The organism is Lactobacillus sp. WILCCON 0059, assembly GCF_057197985.1.
This window is the reverse complement of sequence record NZ_JBUBHN010000001.1, coordinates 1,677,723-1,697,442: the sequence shown is the minus strand read 5'-3', so window position 1 is coordinate 1,697,442 and position 19,720 is coordinate 1,677,723. Positions and strand designations below refer to the sequence as shown.

Sequence of the window (19,720 nt, the reverse complement as noted above, 5' to 3'; positions counted from 1 at the left end):
TGACTAGGAAGAGATATTCAGTTTTGAGCGTGCAAGCTCAAAGAGAGTGCGGTGGCAATGGCAAGAAGGATACACCTGTTCCCATGCCGAACACAGCAGTTAAGCTTCTTAACGCCGAAAGTAGTTGGTGGGAAACTGCCTGCGAGGATAGGAAGCTGCCGCGCTCAACATTCCGCCTTAGCTCAGTTGGTAGAGCGCTTGACTGTTAATCAGGATGTCGTCAGTTCGAGTCTGACAGGCGGAGTTTAATATGGAGTGTTGTCCGAGCGGCTGAAGGAGCATGATTGGAAATCATGTATACGGGTAAATACCTGTATCGAGGGTTCAAATCCCTCACACTCCGTTTTATGGCGGTGTAGCTCAGCTGGCTAGAGCGTCCGGTTCATACCCGGGAGGTCGAGGGTTCGATCCCCCCCGCCGCTATAAGCAATCCACGACATGGTCGTGGATTTTTTGTTTTTATTTTTATCTGTCTTGCTATTTTTCTGAAAATTTTTTCGTAAAAAAGACTTGCATTGGCAGGGAATTGCTGTATACTAGTAAACGTGCTTACGAAACGGCCCGTTGGTCAAGTGGTTAAGACACCGCCCTTTCACGGCGGTAACATGGGTTCAAATCCCGTACGGGTCATATGGAGGATTAGCTCAGCTGGGAGAGCATCTGCCTTACAAGCAGAGGGTCACAGGTTCGAGCCCTGTATCCTCCATTGTTCAGAAGGTTACCGGACGGTAATCTTTTTTTTTACAAAAAACTGAACATATTTAAAATATTATTTGTTACAAGTCCTGATAGGATTCACCAAATTGGTGAAGATGCCTTGTAACCGTGTAGCTAGTCTATAGGGGGACACACATAGATGGAAAAGCACTTATTTACGTCAGAATCAGTTTCAGAAGGACACCCGGACAAGGTCGCTGACCAGATCTCCGATGCCATCCTGGACGCGGTACTCGCGCAGGACCCGCAAGCCCACGTGGCCTGTGAGACTTCTGTAACTACCGGTTTGGTCTTGCTCTTCGGGGAAATCTCGACCACGGCTAATGTTGACTACCAGCAGGTCGCGCGAAAGACGATCCGTGAGATCGGCTATAATGACCCGGACCTGGGCTTTGACGCCGACAACTGCGCTGTATTGGTAGCACTGGACAAGCAGTCGCCTGACATCGCCGGCGGGGTTGATGAAGCCCTGGAAGTCCGGGGAGAAGACGACAGCGATGAACTCGACCAGATCGGGGCCGGTGACCAGGGGCTCATGTTCGGTTTCGCCATCAACGAAACGCCGGAACTGATGCCTTTGCCGATTTCCCTGGCCCACCGCTTGATGCGCAAAGTAGCCCAGCTGAGAAAAGACGGGACTTTCCCTTGGCTGCGGCCAGATGCCAAGGCCCAGGTCACGGTGGAATACGATGATGCCGGCAAGCCTAAGCGGGTGGACACGGTAGTTATTTCTACCCAGACCAGTCCTGACGTGACTAACGAAGAGATCCGGGTGGCCATGGTCCACGATGTGATCAAGGAAGTCATTCCAGATAAGTTCCTGGATGACGAGACCAAGTACCTGATCAACCCATCCGGCCGCTTTGTTATCGGGGGGCCAAAGGGCGACGCCGGTTTGACTGGCCGCAAGATCATTGTCGACACTTACGGCGGCTATGCCCGCCACGGCGGCGGTGCCTTCAGCGGCAAGGACGCCACCAAGGTCGACAGAAGCGCCTCATACGCTGCCCGCTATGTGGCTAAGAACATTGTAGCTGCTGGCCTGGCTGACCGCTGTGAAGTGCAATTGGCCTACGCCATTGGGGTAGCCCACCCGGTTTCCATCATGATTGATACTGCCGGGACCGGCAAGGTGAGCGACCAGCTTTTGACCGAAGCTGTCCGGGCTAACTTTGACCTGCGGCCAGCCGGGATCATCAAGATGCTGGACTTGCGCCGGCCAATCTACAAGCAGACGGCTGCTTACGGCCACTTTGGCCGCACTGACATCGATCTGCCTTGGGAAAAGACCGACAAGGCTGAAGCTCTCCGAGCTTTCGTTAACGGCCGCAAGTAATATTTTTACGACAACTGAATACACGTAAGACATAACGTAACATAAATTTCGTTGGAGAAAAGAATGAAGAAAACAAACGTGAAAATGGTCACGCTCGCTGTCTTTATCACCACTTTTATGTCCGCGATCGAAGGCACCATTGTTTCGACCGCGATGCCAACTATTATTGCCGATTTGGACGGGCTGGCAATCATGAGCTGGGTGGTGTCTGTCTTTCTGCTGATGACGGCAGTCTCAACGCCAATTTATGGGAAACTGGCTGATAGCGTAGGACGCAAGCCAGTTTTTTTATTTGGCATCGGACTTTTCGTGCTCGGCTCAGCCCTCTGCGGCTTTTCGCACTCAATGGTGGAATTGATCATCTTCCGCGTCCTGCAGGGACTTGGTTCAGGGGCCATTCAGACAGCAGGGGTGACGGTTTTAGCCGATATGTATGACATTGACAAGCGGGCCAAAATGCTGGGTCTGACCTCGGGTTTCTGGGGCCTGGCTTCAGTTATCGCTCCGCTTTTAGGCGGCTTTATCGTCCAGCACTTGTCTTGGCACTGGGTCTTTATGATCAACGTGCCAATCGGCTTGATCGCCTTTTTGCTGGTCGCTTTCTACCTGCATGAGGATATTGCTAAAAACAAATTACAGATCGACCTCAAGGGCAGCTTCAGCTTAGTCATCTTTTTGCTTTCCTTGATGCTCCTTTTGCAGGGTCTGGAAAAAGGCTTCAGCTGGACCTTGCTGGCTTTGGCGGCAATCATGCTGGTCAGCCTCTGCCTTTTTGTCAAGGTGGAAAAAACTGCCGCTGACCCGATCATTCCCTTCAGCATTTTGAAAGACAAGGAATTTCTGGCGGTCAACATCTTGCAGCTCCTGGTGTCCGGAGTCGTGATCGGCTTTGAATTCTATATCCCGACCTGGCTGCAGGGGATCAACGGGGTCAGCGCTTCAATCGCCGGCTTTGCCATTACGCCAAGCTCCCTTTTATGGGTCTGCGGGTCCTTCCTGGCCGGCGACCTTATGGGCCGGTGGGGAACGCAGAAGTTCTTTGACGCCTCACTCTTTCTTTTGCTTGGGGCTGACCTGGCCTTTATCTTGATTCCAACCTACACGCCATTTTGGGTCTTCTGCTTGATTGCCGTCTTCAACGGGATTGGCTTCGGCAGCATCGCCACGGCCAGCCAGGTCCGGGCCCAGATGGTGGTCGACAAGAGCCAGGTAGGGGTGGCAACTTCTTTTAACACCTTGATGAAGTATCTGGGGCAGACCGTGATGATGGTCTTTTACGGGATGACCTTCAACGCGGTCGTGGCCAGCGGGCTCAAAAAGCACCCTTCCTTGACCAGTGAGATGATGAACAAGATTGTCTCCCCAGCCCAGGCTAAAAGCCTGGATCCGGCCGTTTTGGCTCCTTTGCGGGAAATCCTGCACTCAGCCATGCGGGGGATCTACATCGTTTCTTTGATTGCCTTGCTTTTGTCTTTGGTCTTCAACCATATCTACCGGCAGAAGAAGGACTAGGCAAAATATGAATGTAAACAAAAATCTGCTCACGGACTGGTGAGCAGATTTTTTGTTATTAAGGATTTAGTTTATTCTTTTTGTCCAAGGCCTTGAAAAAGAGCCAGCTGGCCAGGGAACTGAAGGCCAGGCCCTCGCACCAGCCGCCTAAGACGTCGCTTGGCCAGTGAACGTGCAGGTACATTCTGGTAAAGCCGATCGATAGGGTGAAGAAGACGCAGAAACCAATCAACCAGTATTTCAGTGGCTTCTTTTTCACCAAGACAACGATCAAGGCGATCAAGACCAGGGCCAAAGTCATAGAGCCGACTGAGTGGCCAGACGGGAAGGAGAAGCCGTCAGCGTGAACCGTTTTGTCCATCCGGGGCCGCTGACGCTGAATGATGTTCTTGATGACCGAGTTGCAGTAATTTGCCGCGATCATGGTCAAGCTGGCGAAGACGGCGTGGATATAGTTCCGCCGGTAGATTAGGAAAAGGACCAGGATCACCGTAAAGACTGTGATCGTGAGCGTGTTGCCCAGCTGAGTCCAGTAAAAGGTCAGCTGCTTTTCGACTGGATTGTTGTTTCTGATGGCATTGTAGACTACCGTGTCAAAAGCCTTGATAAAGGGATTCTTGCTGGCAATCAGGTAGACCCAATAGGCAAAAAAGATGCTGAAGGCGCTGCCAAAAATTAAAAGCGGCTGATAATTAACTTTATTTTCTTTCGTATTCAATTGTTTTTAATTTTTCTCCTTGTAAAATTTTGGCCATGTGGTAAAGTATAATCGTTATAGAGAAAATAATAAAGGGCAGGGAGTAGTAGAAATTTTTCTTTCTTCAGAGAAGAGCCGGTGGCTGCGAGGCTTGAAAGAGGAATTTTGAACTCACCCGGACAATGCCAAAGTGTTGTTTCGCTTTAAGAAACATTTGAGTGTCACGCGAAAGCGTGGAACTTAGGTGGTACCGCGAAACAATTCGTCCTATGTTTGAACATAGGGCGTTTTTTGTTTTTAGGAAAGGATTTAGCAGATGTACAACCATAAAGTTGTCGAAAAGAAGTGGCAAAAGTACTGGCTGGAAAACAAGACTTTTAAGACTGGGACTGACCCAAAGAAGCCAAAGTACTACGTACTTGACATGTTCCCTTACCCATCAGGCAAGGGGTTGCACGTTGGTCACCCGGAAGGCTACACGGCTACTGACATCATGGCCAGAATGAAGCGGGCTCAAGGCTACAACGTCTTGCACCCAATGGGCTGGGATGCCTTCGGCCTGCCGGCTGAACAATACGCCCTGCAAACTGGTAACGACCCGGCTACTTTCACTGACCAAAACATTGCCCACTTCAAAAAGCAGCTGCAAGCTTTGGGCTTCTCCTATGACTGGGACCGGGAAATCAAGACCACTGACCCGAACTACTACAAGTGGACCCAGTGGATTTTTGAACAAATGTACAAGATGGGCCTGGCTTATGAAGCTGAAGTGCCAGTTAACTGGTCACCAGACCTGGGCACGGTCGTTGCCAACGAAGAAGTTATCGACGGCAAGACTGAACGGGGCGGCTACCCGGTTTACCGCCGCAAGATGCGGCAATGGATGCTGAAGATCACCGCTTACGCTGACCGTTTGCTGGATGACCTGGATGACTTGGACTGGCCAGAACCGATCAAGGAAATGCAAAGAAACTGGATCGGCCGCTCAGTTGGGGCTCAAGTAACCTTCAAGATCAAGGATTCAGACAAGAGCTTTGACATCTTCACCACCCGGCCAGACACCCTCTTTGGCTGCTCATACACGGTTTTGGCACCGGAAAACGACCTGGTCAAGGAAATCACTACGCCGGAACAAAAGGAAGCAGTTGATGCCTACATCAAGTCCATCGAATCCAAGTCTGACCTGGAAAGAACTGATTTGAACAAGGATAAGACCGGGGTCTTCACTGGTGCTTACGCCATCAACCCAGTCAACGGGGAAGAGGTGCCAGTCTGGATCTCTGACTACGTTCTGGCAACTTACGGGACCGGGGCAGTTATGGCTGTTCCAGCCCACGACGAAAGAGACTACGCTTTTGCCACTAAGTTCGACCTGCCAATCAAGGAAGTCGTTGAAGGCGGTGACATCAGCAAGGAAGCCTTTGCCGGCGACGGTGCCCACGTCAACTCAGAATTTTTGAACGGCCTCCGCAATGAAGAAGCCAAGGCCAAGATGGTCGACTGGCTGACTGAAAAGGGCGTCGGCGAAAAGAAGGTCAACTACAAGATGCGGGACTGGAACTTCTCCCGTCAGCGCTACTGGGGTGAACCAATCCCGGTTATCCACTGGGAAGATGGGGAAACCACTTTGGTGCCAGAAGACGAATTGCCGCTGCGCCTGCCTAAGGAAACCAACATCAAGCCATCTGGTACTCCGGAAAGCCCGCTGGCTAACCTGACTGACTGGGTTAACGTTGTTGATGAAAACGGCCGGAAGGGCAAGCGGGAAACCAACACCATGCCGCAATGGGCTGGTTCAAGCTGGTACTTCCTCCGCTACATCGACCCGCACAACGACAAGGCTCTGGCAGACCCGGAACTCTTGAAGAAGTGGATGCCGGTTGATCTCTACATCGGCGGGGCAGAACACGCGACCCTGCACCTGCTTTACGCTAGATTCTGGCACAAGGTCCTTTACGACCTGGGCGTCGTGCCAACCAAGGAACCGTTCCAAAAGCTCTACAACCAAGGCTTGATCTTGAAGAACCATGAAAAGATGTCCAAGTCTCGCGGCAACGTGGTCAACCCAGACGATGTCGTTGACGAATACGGTGCAGACAGCCTGCGGACTTACGAAATGTTCATGGGGCCACTGAATGCTTCAATCGACTGGGACGACAACGGTCCTTCCGGTGTCAAGAAGTTCCTTGACCGGGTATGGCGGACTTTTGTCAACGACCTGGACCTGGACCCGATCCCGTCTGAAAAGATCAGTGACGAAAACGACGGCAAGCTGGACAAGATCTACAACGAAACGGTCAAGGTCGTTACGGAACACTTTGAAGAATTGCGCTTCAACACTGCCATTTCCCAAATGATGGTCTTCATGAACGCCTGCCAAAAGGTCGACAAGATTCCGCGAGAATACGCTGAAGGCTTCGTCAAGCTGATGGCGCCAGTTGCTCCGCACATGATGGAAGAAATCTGGCATGTCTTCGGCCACGACGAAAGCGTGCAGTTTGCTAGCTGGCCAACTTATGACGCAAGCAAGCTGGTTGAAAGCACGGTTGAAATGGCTGTTACGGTCAACGGCAAGAAGCGGGGCAACTTCCAAATCGCCAAGGATGCAAGCAGAGAAGAAGCCCAAGCTGCCGCAACCGCTCTGCCGCACGTCAAGGAATTTTTGGAAGGCAAGGAGATCAAGAAGGTCATTGTCGTGCCAAACAAGATCGTGAACATTGTTGCCAAATAATCTAAAATTTTCCTAAAAAAACAATTTATGGTATATTTCAAGCTGGATCAGGAATATGATAGTAGGTTGAAGTATAAGGATTAGGGAAGTTTTATGGCAAAAAACAAATCACAGACCAACTCCCAGGCTCAGCTTTTAAAGGGCTCGGCCTGGATGACTATTGGCTCTATCCTGTCGCGGATTCTCGGGGCGATCTATATCATCCCTTGGTATGCCTGGATGGGAAAGTTTGGCAACTTGGCCAACTCACTGACGGCGAAGAGCTACAACATCTATAGCCTGTTCATTATCATCTCCACCGCGGGCATTCCAGGGGCGATCGCCAAGCAGATTGCCAAATACAATGCCTTGAATGAGTACGGGGTCGGCCGCAAGCTCTTTAGGCACGGCCTGGTCTTGATGGGAGCTTTCGGGATCATCTCGGCGGCATGCATGTACTTTTTGGCCTTGCCGCTGTCTGGCTTTAACCCCCAGGAAGTTCCGGTGATCCGGAGCCTGTCCATCGCGGTTTTGATCATTCCGATCTTGAGCATTCTGCGGGGCTATTTCCAGGGCTTCAACGACATGATGCCAAGTGCCATGTCCCAGTTCGTGGAACAGCTGGCCCGGGTGATCTGGATGCTTTTGACGGCCTATGTGATCATGCGTGTCCAGCATGGCAATTATGTTGACGCGGTAACCCAGTCCAACCTGGCTGCCGCGATCGGGGCCGTGTTCGGTATTGGCCTGCTGGTGATTTTTTACCTCAAGCAGAAGCGGACGGTGGATCCCTTGATCGCCCAGTCCAACAATCAGGTGCAAGTTTCAACCAACAGCCTGCTTTTTGAAATCATTCAGCAGTCGATTCCCTTCATCATCATTGACTCCGGGATCAACATCTTCCAGCTGGTGGACCAGTATACCTTCCACCCGATGATTGCCAGCTTCATGCACGTGCCTTTTGATGAAGTAGAAAGCTGGTACGCCTTGTTCGGCTTGAACGCCAACAAGCTGATCATGATCGTGGTTTCCCTGTCAACGGCCATGGCAGTTACCGCCATTCCGCTTTTGTCAGGGGCCCATGCCAGAAGGGACTACCGGGATATTTCCCGCCAGATCGGCAATACCTTGGAACTTTTCCTGTTTGTCTTATTGCCGGCTTCACTGGGGATGGCCGCGATTTCAGATCCTCTGTACACGATCTTCTACGGCTATGACCGGCTGGGAGCCCATGTCTTGTACCTGTCCTCCTTTACGGCCATCAGCTTGGGGATGTTTACGGTCCTCATGGCCATCTTGCAGGGGCTGGATGAAAACATGTACGCGATCCGCTATTTGATTCTCGGCTTGGTCATCAAGTCAATCGTCCAGTATCCGATGATCCGTCTCTTCAAGGTCTATGGCCCGCTTCTGGCGACCAACCTGGGCCTTTTGGCGGTCATCGCCATGTCCCTCAAGCACCTCAGCGTGAAATACCGCTGGCGGGCTGACCGGACCATGCGGCGCTTTATCGGGATTGCCAGCTTCTCCTTAGTGATGTTCGCGGCAGTGTTTGCCACGGTCAAGCTGGGCGGGCTCTTCCTCAGTCCATACCGCCGTCTGTCAGCCATGCTGCTCAGTGCTCTTGCGGTTGGGGTAGGCGTAATCGTCTATGGGGCCTTGAGCCTTAAAACCGGCTTGGCTGAAAACATCTTGGGCAGCCGGGTGACCCGGATCATGCAAAAGTTCAGATAAGTTTGGATAAATAGAATAAGAGTCATTGAAAGATCCTCCTTTTGGAGGGTCTTTTTTTCGCCATTTTTGGAATTTTTTCATTCGCTTTTTTGCCCAAATCGTCTATTCATGGCAAAAATCTTGCGAAAATAATTGCAAAAGGACTTGGTCTGACGGGGGATGGGCGGGCTTTTTGATAAAACTATTTTTTAGTTTGTGAATAAAAACAATTCGATGGTTGCCAGTACTTTAACAGAAAAGTCTTTTGGAAAGATTGTTATTTTGGCAAAGGAAACGGTTACAAGAAATTCCTCCAAAAAACTTGTAAGAAACTGTTGACATTTTTTCACAAAAGGGCAATAATCAATAGTGAAAAGTGAAAAGGCTTACAAGCCCTAGTGATATGAGGTGAAAACAATGGAAGTTAACGACAAGAAGGAATTGACTGAGGAAGAACGCCAAAATGCATACGTTCTTTGGTTTAACCAACTGCGCCGCGAAGACGTGGCCCTGGTTGGGGGCAAATCATCATCATTGGGTGAATTGACTTCAGGTACTGACGTGCCAGTGCCTTATGGCTTCGCGACTACTGCTCACGGCTACCGGCACTTCATGGAAGTCAATGGCTTGAACGAGAAGGTAAATGCCTTGCTGGCAACTTTGAAGGACCCAGAAGACTCAGAAGAACTGCACCGGGTCTGCAGCCAGATCAGAAAGATCATGCGTGAGGCACCAATGCCGGAAGACTTGGCCGAAGACATCGGCAACTCATATGACGAACTGGCCAAGATGACCGGGCAAAATGAACCTTACGTTGCAGTTCGTTCAAGTGCTACGGCCGAAGACCTGCCAGATGCTTCATTTGCCGGGGAACAGGACACTTACCTTAACGTTAGAAGCCGCAAGGATGTTATCCGCAAGGTACAAGACTGCTACGCTTCCCTGTTCACGGACCGGGCAACCTACTACCGGATCAAGCAAAACTTCCCGCAAGAGAAAGTTGCTTTGTCAGCAGCTGTCCAAATGATGGCCTTCTCCAAGTCAGCCGGGGTTATGTTCACGGTTAACGTTGCCAACGGTGACGACACCAAGGTCATGATCGAAGGTTCATGGGGCTTGGGCGAATACATCGTCCAAGGGACAGTTACCCCGGACAACTTCGAAGTTGACAAGGAAAGCATGCAAATCGCAAGCAAGACCATCAACAACAAGAACATTGAACTGATCCGTCTGCCAGGCGGCGGGGTTGAACAAAGAGACGTCCCGGAAGACGTAGCCAAGACTCCATGCTTGACTGATGAAGAAGTCATTGAACTTGCCGGCTACGCTAAGCAGATTGAAAAGCACTATGGCTGCTACATGGACATGGAATGGTCCAGAGACCAAGACGACAAGCTCTGGCTCGTTCAAGCCCGTCCGGAAACTGTTTGGTCACAAAGAAAGAAGGAGGGCGGCACCAAGGAAGAAACTGACGTTAAGGCTCCAAGCTCCAACAAGGTTTTGGTCAAGGGTCTGCCAGCCAGCCCAGGCGTAGCTTCTGGTATCGTGCACGTAATTGACGACCCGAAGGACATCGGTGAATTCAAGGAAGGAGAAATCCTGGTTACCTTGATGACCTCACCAGACTGGGTACCAGCCATGAAGAAGGCGGCAGCTATTGTTACCAACAACGGTGGGATGACCTGCCACGCCGCTATTGTTTCCCGGGAAATGCAGATTCCATGTATCGTTGGTACCGCTAGCCGGGGGACTTTTGCAACCAGATTGCTGAAGACCGGCCAGGAAGTAACGGTTGACGCCAAGAACGGGGTTGTCTACCAAGGTGTAGCCGAGGAAGTCGTTAAGCCAAAGAAGGCTGAGACCGCGCCAATGGCCGCTGCTGAATACTTCCCGCCAACGGCAACCAGAGTCATGATGAACCTGGGTGACCCAGACCTGGCTGAAAAGTACTCAACTCTGCCAGCTGATGGTATCGGTTTGATGCGGGAAGAATTCTTGTGGACCACTTACATCCACCAGCACCCGCTTTACTTGATTGAAACCGGCCACCCAGAACGGGTTGTCAACGAACTGGCCAACGGGATCAGCAAGGTCTGCCGGGCCATGAACCCAAGACCAGTTGTCTTAAGATTCTCTGACTTCAAGTCCAGCGAATACCGGAACTTGAAGGGCGGGGAGAAGTACGAACCGCATGAACCAGCTGACCTGCTTGGCTGGCGCGGGGCAAGCCGCTACTACGACCCGAAGTACATTGAAGCCTTCAAGCTGGAACTGGAAGCAGTCAAGAAGGTTAGAAACGAATTCGGCCTCAAGAACTTGAACGTCATGATCCCATTCTGCAGAACTGTTGAAGAAGCAGAAAAGGTAACCAAGATCATGGCTGACGAAGGGCTTGAGCGCAGCCGTGACTTCAAGGTCTTCATGATGGCGGAAATTCCATCCAACATCATTTTGGCTGACAAGTTCAACAAGTTTGTTGACGGCTACTCAATCGGGTCAAACGACTTGACCATGCTGATCATGGGGACTGACCGGAACAACGACGCCGTTTCTGCCCTCTACGATGAACGCAACCTGGCTGTTAAGCGGGCAATCCGTCACTTGATCAAGACCGCCCACAAGGATGGCAAGACCGTTTCCATCTGCGGGCAGGCACCTTCAGAATACCCAGACTTCACTGAATTCTTGGTTAAGAGCGGGATTGACTACGTTTCCGTAAACCCGGACATGGTTAAGGAAACCAAGCTCAACGTGGCTCACTTTGAACAAAGAATCCTGCTGGACAAGGCTACTGGCCTGGGGATGCAGGACACTGAAGATTACGAATGGTAATTAGACTGATTTGATCATCAAGTCGCTCCTTATGGAGCGGCTTTTTTGTTGAATATTGCAAAAATCAAGCATTTCATGTCAATTTGACGTAAAATTGAAAATGAATTATCATAATTTTTTTAGCAAAAATCAGCACTTTAAGTTAAGAGGAAAGCAGATACATGGCACAACAATACTACTCAATGGATCAAATCGCAAAATTGGCACAGGTTTCCCAGCAGCAGGTCTACTACCTGATCAACATGAAGTTCAAGTTCAAACCGACCTTGACTGACCCAAGCGGAAATAAATTTTATGACGAGCGAGCGGTGGGCCAGATCTTCCAAGAGCTGGGCAAGGTTTTGCCCAAGTCGGCAGCTTCGCCGGCAACCGACAACGGCCTTTTGGACATCAATGCCCTGGCAGAAACCACTGGCCTGGGCAAGAAGAAGCTGCGGATCTTTTTGCGGGAACACAAGGAATTGAAGCCAGACTTCGTTGATGAAAAGAACCACAACAAGAAGTACTGGGGACCAAACGCCATCCAGTACATCAACGACCATTTCGCAGCTGAAGAGGAAAAGGCTGAAGAAAAAGCAACAGACCAAAAGACTGAAGCTGAAGAAAAGAGCTCTGAGGCTGAAGTCAAAGAAGAAAAAGCTGCAGAAGCAGTAGAAGTAGCAAAGACTGAAGACAAGCCAGCAGAGGAAGAAAAGCAAGAACAAGAAAGCCAGGAAAAGCAAGTAGAGACTACTGATACAGCCGAAGAAGAAAAGGTTGCAGAAGAAGCAGAAGATAAGCCAGCTGGTCCGCGCTTTATCAAGAGGGCACCGCGCCCGGCAACGGAAAAATTAGTTGAACACCCGCAAGTTGAATTGCCTTTTGCCTTTGATGATACCGAGGAAGCCGAAAACAAGGCTGAGGAGGCCGAAAAGCCTGCTCCTAAGCCAGAGGCCGGGGAAGAAGCAAAGCCGGCCGAAAAGGCTGAAAAGAGCCATGAGCCGGCAAATGACCAGCAGTTTGTCGTCCGTAAACGTACTAGCGACGACAAGCGGGGCCGGGGCAATTACGGCAAGCGCAGAAACAACCAGAGAAATGGTTACCAAAACCAAAACCGGACCAACAATTACTCTAAGCGGCGGGAACTTTTTGCCGGCAAGATGAAGCTGGTTACGGAAAAGGGGACTTTCTACACTGACCAGTTTGCCAGCCTGGAAGAACTGGCAGAATTCGTCTTTTCATCTAAGGACGGCTTCATGAAGGTGGAGAAGTACAACCGGGGCGAATTTTCACCAGCTTACATCTCAACCAAGAGCATTATCGAATTTGAAGAAGCTTAAAAAAAGCGTAAGCACCCAATAGCAGAGTATATTAAAATCCCATCCTAGCAATGCTAAGATGGGATTAATCAGTTTATGGGACTTTACTTGCAGTGGAGCTGAACATTCTCAGCCCATGGTAAATAGGCTTCCAGACGTTGATTGTCTAATAATGACAGCTCATTGGGCAGCTTGTCTAGAAGATAGTTGATATATTTGAATTGATCCAAGCCATTTTGCTTGGCAGTTTCGAGTATGCTCATAATGATAGCCATGGACTTGGCGCCGGAACTGCTCTGTGAAAAGAGCCAGTTCTTGCGTCCCATGACGATCTCTTTGACTGCTCGTTCTGCTCTGTTGTTGGACAGTTCAAGGCGACCATCTTTTAGAACGTTCATGAACTTGTCCATGTGCTTTATGCAATACTGGAAGGCCGTCCCCAGCTTGCCGGAAGGCAACACGGAGATTGATTTCTTGGAGCACCAGTCGGAAAACTTCTCTAGCAGAGGCTTTAATTCAGACTGACGCTTCTCGTATCTCTCTTCAGCGGAAAGATCTTCCCAAGCGTGCTCCAGGCTAAACATTTGATTACAGTAGTGGATCCCTTGATTAGCCACTGAAGTTGCGTCTGATTCTCTAGCCTTGTCTTTAGGCAAGGAATCATGGAATTTGCGTCTTGCATGAGCCATACAGCCTACAAGAGTCACATCCTGTTGGCTTAATCGTAAATAGCCAGGATATTGATCACAATGAAGGTATCCGCTGAAGCCTGTGAGGAAATCCCACGCTTCGGCACCTTTTCGTGATCCATGGTGATACAGGACAATCGGCTTCTCGGCATGCTTGCCTGATAAGAAGGTCCAGACGTAGTCTTTAGCTCTTTCGCTGTCTAAGACTCGATATGGCGTCTCATCTGCGTGAATGACATCCAGCTTTAGCAGCTCTTTTCTCAAGAGCTCGTAAAGGCTGGAGAGGTAGTACTCGCAGACTTTGATATGCCAATTCGAAACCGTCTTGTGATCAAGCGGAAGGCCCATACGCCGCAAGTCCTTCTCTTGCCGGTAGGCAGGGACCTTGAGAACGTACTTCTGATAGATCGTATCAGCGATCAAAGAAGCTGAGCCAAGACTGTTGGTTAACGGTGCCTTGGGTACAGGAGCTTTGATAATCTTGTCAGCCGGTGCCTCATCACTGCAGTGCTGGCACTTGTAAGAGTGCTGGATGTGATCGATTCGTTTAACCTGGGCTGGAATATAGAGCAGCTCTTTTCTAGCACAGAAGCTGCCGATCTCTTTCAGCTCGTGCTGGCAGTCTGGACAGGTAAGATCATCCAAACGATGATGAACCTCCTCGCCCGGCAGAGAATCTAAGATATCTTGCTTTCTGCCGACTTGCTTGCGTCTCTTATAGGTAATAGTTTCGGTAACGCGAGGGTAAGTCCTCGTCATCTTGAGAGGCATTGTCTTCCTCGAAAAGGCTCAGTTGATCTGGGTTGACAGCTCTCTTTTCGGAAGACTTGCCGTAAAGCTTATTAGTCAAATAAGCAACTTGTTCAGTAAGAAGGGCAACCTGCTTGAGCAGCTCTTCGTTATTTGCTTTGAGCGTTTCAATTAAAGCTGAAGTTTCTTTATCAGTCATGGTTGTTGTCCCTCCTTGATTCATAATCATAAGAATACCAGAAAAGCTCGTGAAATCAATAGAATTCACGAGCTCTTGCAGTATTAATTTTAGGATCAATGGTAAAGCCTTGCATCAAGCGCATGACTTGTTCATCTGACAACTCTCGAACTTCGTCTTCATTGTTCGGCCATGCCAGCTTCCCGTTCTCAAAGCGTTTATAGAGCAGCCAGAATCCCTGGCCGTCCCAATATAGTGCCTTGAAGCGATCTCTTCGGCTACCGCAGAAGAGAAAGACGCATCCAGAGAAGGGATCGAGATTGAAGCTCTTCTTAACTATGTAAGCAAGCGAATCGATTCCTCGGCGCATGTCGGTCTTACCGCAAACAATGAACACGCGACCTAATTCAGCCAGATTAATCATGGCTCAAGAACCTGTCCACGACTTCGAGCATAAGCTCGCTAGTGGCATCACTGTAAAATGACAGCTCAACTCCATTGGACTTCAGATTGAGAACGAGCCTGTTCTTTGGAAGCTTATTCCTAGGTCTGAGTTTGCCCTTCGGAAGCTCGAGCGGTACGATTGGATGTTCAGTCATAATATCGTGTTCCTCCGTATTCAATTGTTAAGAACAGTATATGACTATTGCCCGGGGGTTGATAGATACCGCGCTATTGGGTGCTTACAAAAAAGCGGATCGGATGATCCGCTTTTTGCATGCTTTCATTGATAAAATTTTGTCTAATATTCATAGAATCTTTCTTAAAACTGTGAAAAGCAAGAGATTGTCCTGGCAATATCCAAGAAAATAAAATTAATATTTTCACAATGTTGACAGCGCTTACAAGAAGCCTATAATTATTAATGTAAGTAATTTTTTGAAGGTATTAAATGTAAGGAGATTCACTTATGGCAAAAATTAAGGGTGCAAACGCAGTTTTAGATGTTATGTACAAGTGGGGCATTGACCACCTCTACGGTTTCCCAGGCGGTTCGTTCGACTCAACCATGAACGCGATCTATGAAATGCAAGACAAGATCAAGTTCATCGAAGTTCGTCACGAAGAAGCTGCTTCTCTGGCTGCCTCAGCAGAATACAAGCTTACTGGCAAGCTTGGTGTCTGCATGGGTTCAGCTGGCCCTGGTGCCATCCACTTGATGAACGGCTTGTACGACGCTAAGTACGACAAGACCCCAATGGTTGCCCTGGTAGCCAACGTTCCAACTCCTCGTCAAGACATCAACTTCTTCCAAGCCTTTGACGAAATGCCATGGTTCCGTGACGTTGCCGTTTGGGTACACCAAGCCAAGACCAAGGAAGCTTTGCCAGTCTTGATGGACACTGCTATCCGTCAAGCATACGCAAAGAAGGGTCCAGCTGTTTTGGTAATTCCTAAGGACTTCGGCTGGCAAGAAATCGAAGACAACTACCGCGTTTCCGCAAGCAACCACGTTGCTGACAACTACGCTGCTCCAACTGCTGAATCAATTGAAGCCGCAACTAAGTTGATCAAGGAAGCTAAGAACCCAGTTGTTTACTTCGGTTTGGGTGCTTCTGGTGCTGCCGACGAATTGAAGGAATTCTCTGACAAGTTCAAGATGCCAATGATGTCCTCATACCTGGGCAAGGGTATCGTTGAAGACAGCTTCAAGCCATACTTGGGTACTATCGGCCGTATCGGTGCCAAGGCTCCTAACGAAGTTCAAGGCCACACTGACCTGGTAGTATGGGTTGGTAACAACTCACCATTCTCAGTCTTGTGGTTCCCTAAGAACGCCAAGGTTATCCAAATCGACGTTGACCCAGAAAAGCAAGGCAAGCGTCACTCAGTTGACGTATCAATCCTGGCAGACGCCAAGAAGAGCTTGCGTGCTTTGATCGACGCTGGTGAAGCCCGTGAAGAATCACCACTTTACAAGGCTGCTTTGGCCGACCGTGAAGAATGGGACGCTTGGACTGCTTCATTTGCTGACGACCACTTGAAGGACGAAGGCCGCGTACGCCAAGAACCAATCTGGGATGTCATCAACAAGGAAGCCGCAGACAACGCTGTCTTCGCTATTGACGTTGGTAACGTCAACATGGACCACGTACGTCTGTTGAACATGAATGGCAAGCAGCGCTGGACTACTTCCGGTTTGCACGCAACCATGGGCTACGGTTCACCAGCTGCCATTGCAGCCGCAACTGCTTACCCAGACCGTGAAGTATGGCACTTGGCCGGTGACGGTGGCTTCGCTATGATGAGCGAAGAACTGCTGACTTTGGCTCGCTACAACATGCACGTATTGACTGTTGTCTTCACTAACGAAACTTTGGGCTACATCGAAGCAGAACAACGTGACGAATCAAACCAGCCTCTGTCAGGTGTTATCTTGCCAGACAACGACTGGGCAAAGGTTGCTGAAGGTATGAACATGAAGGCCTTCACTGTTCACGACAAGGCTGAATTCCAAGCAGCTGTAGAAGAATGGAAGAAGATGGACGGCCCAGCCTTCATCGACGTTAAGTACACTAAGCACATGGCTTACTCAACTGAACTTAACACTCTGGATGACCCAGAATTCGTGAAGTACTACCACGCAGAAGCTCTGCACCCATTCTCATACTTTGCTGAAAAGTTTGGCTTGGACATTGACGCGGCTTCAGGTGCATCTGGTCACTCAGAAGACAAGGCTGACGCATTGCAAGTTCAAGCAACTACTAGCGCTTCATCTCCGGAAACCGCGCCAGACACTACTTCAGGTGCTTCTCACTAATTGCCGGCATAACTAGCAACATTAAAAGAAGATCTCCCTTAAAAAGGAGATCTTCTTTTTGTCTTTTTAGAAAATATTTACTCTTTCTTAGGAGCAGTTTTCCATTACTTTGCTAGGCTAAAAAGGCAGTAGAAGCAAAAAAGAGCCGACCCTAAGGTCAGCTCTCAAAACTCCCATGCTGGACGTCCCAGCTATTCATTCATGCCCACTAAAGGAGTCGAACCTTCACTCTGTTGCCAGAACAGCGACCTGAACGCTGCGCGTCTGCCAATTCCGCCAAGTGGGCATCTCGTGCCTCAGCACATATTTAATAATAGCAAAAATTTGGTAAAATGGAAGTGCTAATTCAAAATTTTCGTAATTTTTTTTGAAAAGAGGAGCGATTTTGTTAAAAAAGATAAAAAAGGCGCTGCTGAGTCTGGCAGCCAGTGGATTTTTGCTGACCGGAATAAGTACTTGGCAGGCGGCGCCGGTTGCGGCGGCAACTGCCAACTATCAGCAGCAGGACCTGAACCTGGACGTCAAGGCGGCGATTGCCGTTGATGCCGACAGTGGGCAGATCCTTTATGCCAAGAATGCCACGACTCCGCGGCAGATTGCTTCCATGACCAAGCTGGTGACGGTTTACCTGACCCTGCAGGCCATTAAGCAAGGCAAGCTGTCCTGGACCAGCACGGCCAAGCCAACGTCCGCGATTGCCAAGGTCAGCCAGAACACCGAGTATTCCAACGTGCCTTTGACCAGTGGCCATGCCTACACGATCAAGGAGCTCTACCGGGCTACTCTGATCGAATCCGCCAACGGGGCAGCTATGACCCTGGCCCAGGCTGTCAGCGGCGACCAGGTGACTTTTGTTAAAAAGATGCGTCAGCTTTTGACCAGCTGGGGGATCAAGGACGCCAAGATCTATAACGCCTGCGGCTTGGCCAACGGCAACCTTGGCTCAGCGGCTTACCCGGGCGTAGGCAAGAATGTTGAAAATGAGATGTCAGCCACTGACATGGCTATCGTCTGCCAGAAGCTCTTAAAGGACTTCCCGGAAGTCTTGCAGACGACTTCAATCACCAGCGCTACTTTCTCATCCGGCTCAACTCAAAGCCAGATGACCAACTGGAACTGGATGCTGAAGGGGCTCAGCAGCTACTACTCTGACCTGCCAGTTGACGGTTTGAAGACGGGGACGACTGACAAAGCAGGTGCCTGCTTCGCCGGGACTGTTAAGAAAAACGGCCACCGGATCATCACTGTAGTTTTGGGCGCCAAGCACGCAAACAGCCAGGACCCGTCCCGTTTCGTGCAAACGGCCAAATTGATGCACTATGTTTACCAGAACTACACGGCTGTTACCTTGAAGAAGGGGTCCAGCATCAGCGGGGCTAACACGGTCAAGGTGCCAGAAGGCAAGGAAACCAGCAGCAAAGTTGTTTTGGGCAAGACGGTGACCATCTGGGCCAAGCAGGGCAGCAAGCTGCAAACCTCTTTGTCCAAGACTGCAGTATCAGCACCTGTAAAGAAGGGGAGCAAGCTGGCCAGCTACAAGTTTTCAGCAACTAGCGGAAAATTGCCATCTCTTAGCGGTAAGACGGTGACCGCGCCAGCTGTAGCAACCAAGGACAATCAGGAGGCCAACTTCTTCGTCCGTCTGTGGCGGAGCATTTTTGGCAGCAAGTAAAAATGAAAAGCATTGATGAAGATTTAGCCCGGCAGGTGGTCCGCCCCCGGCCGGCTGAAAGCCACAAGGGCAATTACGGCCGGGTCTTGCTGATTGGCGGAAATCGCCAATACGGCGGAGCCATCAGCATGGCTGCTGAGGCCGCGGTATGTTCTGGGGCGGGTCTGACGACGGTAGCGACTGACCCGGTCAATTTCGCCGCCCTCCACGCCCGCCTGCCAGAAGCAGCCGTGCTTGACTACAATTCAGATCTGGCTGAGCAAATTTCCAAGTCTGACGTAATTTTGTGCGGTCCGGGCCTGGGCTTGGATGAAAAAGCCTGGAAAATTCTGGAAGCAGTCTGCAAGCATGCAGGTTCTGGCCAGACTATTGTTTTTGACGCCAGCGCCTTGGATCTGCTCAGTCAAAGGCCAGACCTGCTCAAAAATCTCCAGGCTGGTTTAGTCGTTCTGACTCCCCACCAGATGGAATGGCAGAGGCTGAGCGGGATCAAGATTGCTGACCAGGAAGACCAGACCAATCAAGCGGCTCTTTCGCGTTTGTTTTCGGGCGAAATGAAAAATGTTATACTGGTCTTGAAGGCACATCGAACGCGAGTATATGGCTTTACAGGTGAAATCTACCGCAATTCAGCCGGCAACCCAGGGATGGCTACGGGCGGAATGGGCGATACTTTAGCCGGTATTATTGCCGCTTTTATTGGCCAGTTTGGCCCCAAGCTGACCAGTGTTTCAGCAGCGGTTTACTGCCATTCAAGGGCAGGAGACGACCTTTACCAGTCTTCCTACCTTGTCCGGCCAACGCAAATCTCTGCTTATATGCCGCGCTTGATGAAGCGCCTGAGCACCTGTTAGA

General features: G+C 50.1%; 14 protein-coding genes, 6 tRNA genes, 1 rRNA gene, 1 riboswitch and 1 other annotated feature. Of the genes, 15 read left to right on the top strand and 6 right to left on the bottom strand.

Annotated elements, in window-relative coordinates; all coding sequences use genetic code 11:
• Window positions 1-47: 47 nt before the first annotated feature.
• The 8 genes from rrf to ACYVUT_RS07895 all read left to right on the top strand — a co-directional run bounded on the left by rrf (window position 48) and on the right by ACYVUT_RS07895 (window position 3,565).
• Window positions 48-164 (top strand): 5S ribosomal RNA (gene rrf / locus ACYVUT_RS07930).
• A 7-nt stretch (window positions 165-171) separates the two neighbouring features.
• Window positions 172-244: transfer RNA gene (locus ACYVUT_RS07925), tRNA-Asn, on the top strand.
• 8 nt (window positions 245-252) lie between these two features.
• Window positions 253-343, top strand: a tRNA-Ser gene (locus ACYVUT_RS07920).
• 6 nt (window positions 344-349) lie between these two features.
• Window positions 350-423, top strand: a tRNA-Met gene (locus ACYVUT_RS07915).
• A gap of 135 nt (window positions 424-558) precedes the next feature.
• Window positions 559-630: transfer RNA gene (locus ACYVUT_RS07910), tRNA-Glu, on the top strand.
• A 3-nt stretch (window positions 631-633) separates the two neighbouring features.
• A tRNA-Val gene (locus ACYVUT_RS07905) sits at window positions 634-706 on the top strand.
• 65 nt (window positions 707-771) lie between these two features.
• A riboswitch (SMK box riboswitch) is annotated at window positions 772-859 on the top strand.
• A complete protein-coding gene (metK, locus tag ACYVUT_RS07900; protein WP_484501804.1) occupies window positions 857-2,053 on the top strand; it encodes a methionine adenosyltransferase in 1,197 nt (398 codons plus the stop codon). Its footprint overlaps the riboswitch before it by 3 nt.
• A 63-nt stretch (window positions 2,054-2,116) precedes the next feature.
• Window positions 2,117-3,565: an MDR family MFS transporter gene (locus tag ACYVUT_RS07895; protein ID WP_484501803.1), complete on the top strand. Its 1,449-nt coding sequence runs from the start codon at window positions 2,117-2,119 to the stop codon at window positions 3,563-3,565.
• 58 nt (window positions 3,566-3,623) lie between these two features.
• Here the strand turns inward: ACYVUT_RS07895 and ACYVUT_RS07890 are convergent, their stop codons facing one another.
• On the bottom strand, window positions 3,624-4,283 hold the full coding sequence (locus ACYVUT_RS07890) for a phosphatase PAP2 family protein (protein ID WP_484501802.1): 660 nt from the start codon (window positions 4,281-4,283) through the stop codon (window positions 3,624-3,626).
• A gap of 69 nt (window positions 4,284-4,352) precedes the next feature.
• Window positions 4,353-4,535, top strand: a binding site (T-box leader).
• A 43-nt stretch (window positions 4,536-4,578) separates the two neighbouring features.
• On the opposite strand from ACYVUT_RS07890, the gene leuS reads away from it, so the two are divergent.
• From leuS to ACYVUT_RS07870, 4 genes are all read left to right on the top strand, one after another.
• A complete protein-coding gene (gene leuS / locus ACYVUT_RS07885; protein ID WP_484500560.1) occupies window positions 4,579-6,993 on the top strand; it encodes a leucine--tRNA ligase in 2,415 nt (804 codons plus the stop codon).
• 93 nt (window positions 6,994-7,086) lie between these two features.
• Window positions 7,087-8,706, top strand: a complete 1,620-nt coding sequence (locus ACYVUT_RS07880) for a putative polysaccharide biosynthesis protein (protein ID WP_484501801.1) — start codon at window positions 7,087-7,089, stop codon at window positions 8,704-8,706.
• Window positions 8,707-9,102: 396 nt separating this feature from the next.
• Complete coding sequence (ppsA, locus tag ACYVUT_RS07875) at window positions 9,103-11,517, top strand: phosphoenolpyruvate synthase (RefSeq protein ID WP_439774840.1); 2,415 nt, start codon at window positions 9,103-9,105, stop codon at window positions 11,515-11,517.
• A 161-nt stretch (window positions 11,518-11,678) separates the two neighbouring features.
• Window positions 11,679-12,836 (top strand): hypothetical protein, encoded by a 1,158-nt coding sequence (locus ACYVUT_RS07870; protein WP_484501800.1) that lies wholly within the window; start codon window positions 11,679-11,681, stop codon window positions 12,834-12,836.
• An 83-nt stretch (window positions 12,837-12,919) separates the two neighbouring features.
• Here the strand turns inward: ACYVUT_RS07870 and ACYVUT_RS07865 are convergent, their stop codons facing one another.
• The 4 genes from ACYVUT_RS07865 to ACYVUT_RS07850 are packed head-to-tail and all read right to left on the bottom strand — an operon-like array spanning window position 12,920 to window position 15,031.
• A complete protein-coding gene (locus tag ACYVUT_RS07865) occupies window positions 12,920-14,263 on the bottom strand; it encodes an IS66-like element short variant transposase (protein ID WP_484499283.1) in 1,344 nt (447 codons plus the stop codon).
• The gene (locus ACYVUT_RS07860; protein WP_484501692.1) at window positions 14,220-14,453 is read right to left on the bottom strand and encodes a transposase domain-containing protein; all 234 of its coding nucleotides are present in this window, start codon (window positions 14,451-14,453) and stop codon (window positions 14,220-14,222) included. The genes ACYVUT_RS07865 and ACYVUT_RS07860 overlap by 44 nt, the downstream gene beginning before the upstream one ends.
• A 55-nt stretch (window positions 14,454-14,508) precedes the next feature.
• On the bottom strand, window positions 14,509-14,856 hold the full coding sequence (tnpB, locus tag ACYVUT_RS07855; RefSeq protein WP_041811714.1) for an IS66 family insertion sequence element accessory protein TnpB: 348 nt from the start codon (window positions 14,854-14,856) through the stop codon (window positions 14,509-14,511).
• Window positions 14,849-15,031: a hypothetical protein gene (locus ACYVUT_RS07850; protein ID WP_050890867.1), complete on the bottom strand. Its 183-nt coding sequence runs from the start codon at window positions 15,029-15,031 to the stop codon at window positions 14,849-14,851. The genes tnpB and ACYVUT_RS07850 overlap by 8 nt, the downstream gene beginning before the upstream one ends.
• 311 nt (window positions 15,032-15,342) lie before the next feature.
• Here ACYVUT_RS07850 and spxB point away from each other — a divergent pair, with 311 nt between their 5' ends.
• Window positions 15,343-17,193 (top strand): pyruvate oxidase, encoded by a 1,851-nt coding sequence (gene spxB, locus ACYVUT_RS07845; RefSeq protein WP_484501799.1) that lies wholly within the window; start codon window positions 15,343-15,345, stop codon window positions 17,191-17,193.
• A 202-nt stretch (window positions 17,194-17,395) separates the two neighbouring features.
• Here the strand turns inward: spxB and ACYVUT_RS07840 are convergent.
• Window positions 17,396-17,479 (bottom strand) — tRNA-Leu (locus ACYVUT_RS07840).
• Window positions 17,480-17,578: 99 nt separating this feature from the next.
• On the opposite strand from ACYVUT_RS07840, the gene ACYVUT_RS07835 reads away from it, so the two are divergent.
• Both ACYVUT_RS07835 and ACYVUT_RS07830 read left to right on the top strand, forming a co-directional pair.
• Window positions 17,579-18,865 carry a serine hydrolase gene (locus tag ACYVUT_RS07835; RefSeq protein ID WP_484501798.1) on the top strand — a complete coding sequence of 429 codons (1,287 nt, stop codon included), beginning with the start codon at window positions 17,579-17,581 and terminating at the stop codon, window positions 18,863-18,865.
• Between the two features lie 2 nt (window positions 18,866-18,867).
• Entirely contained in the window at window positions 18,868-19,719 is an 852-nt protein-coding gene (locus ACYVUT_RS07830; RefSeq protein ID WP_484501797.1) for an NAD(P)H-hydrate dehydratase, read from the top strand.
• Window position 19,720 lies beyond the last annotated feature (1 nt).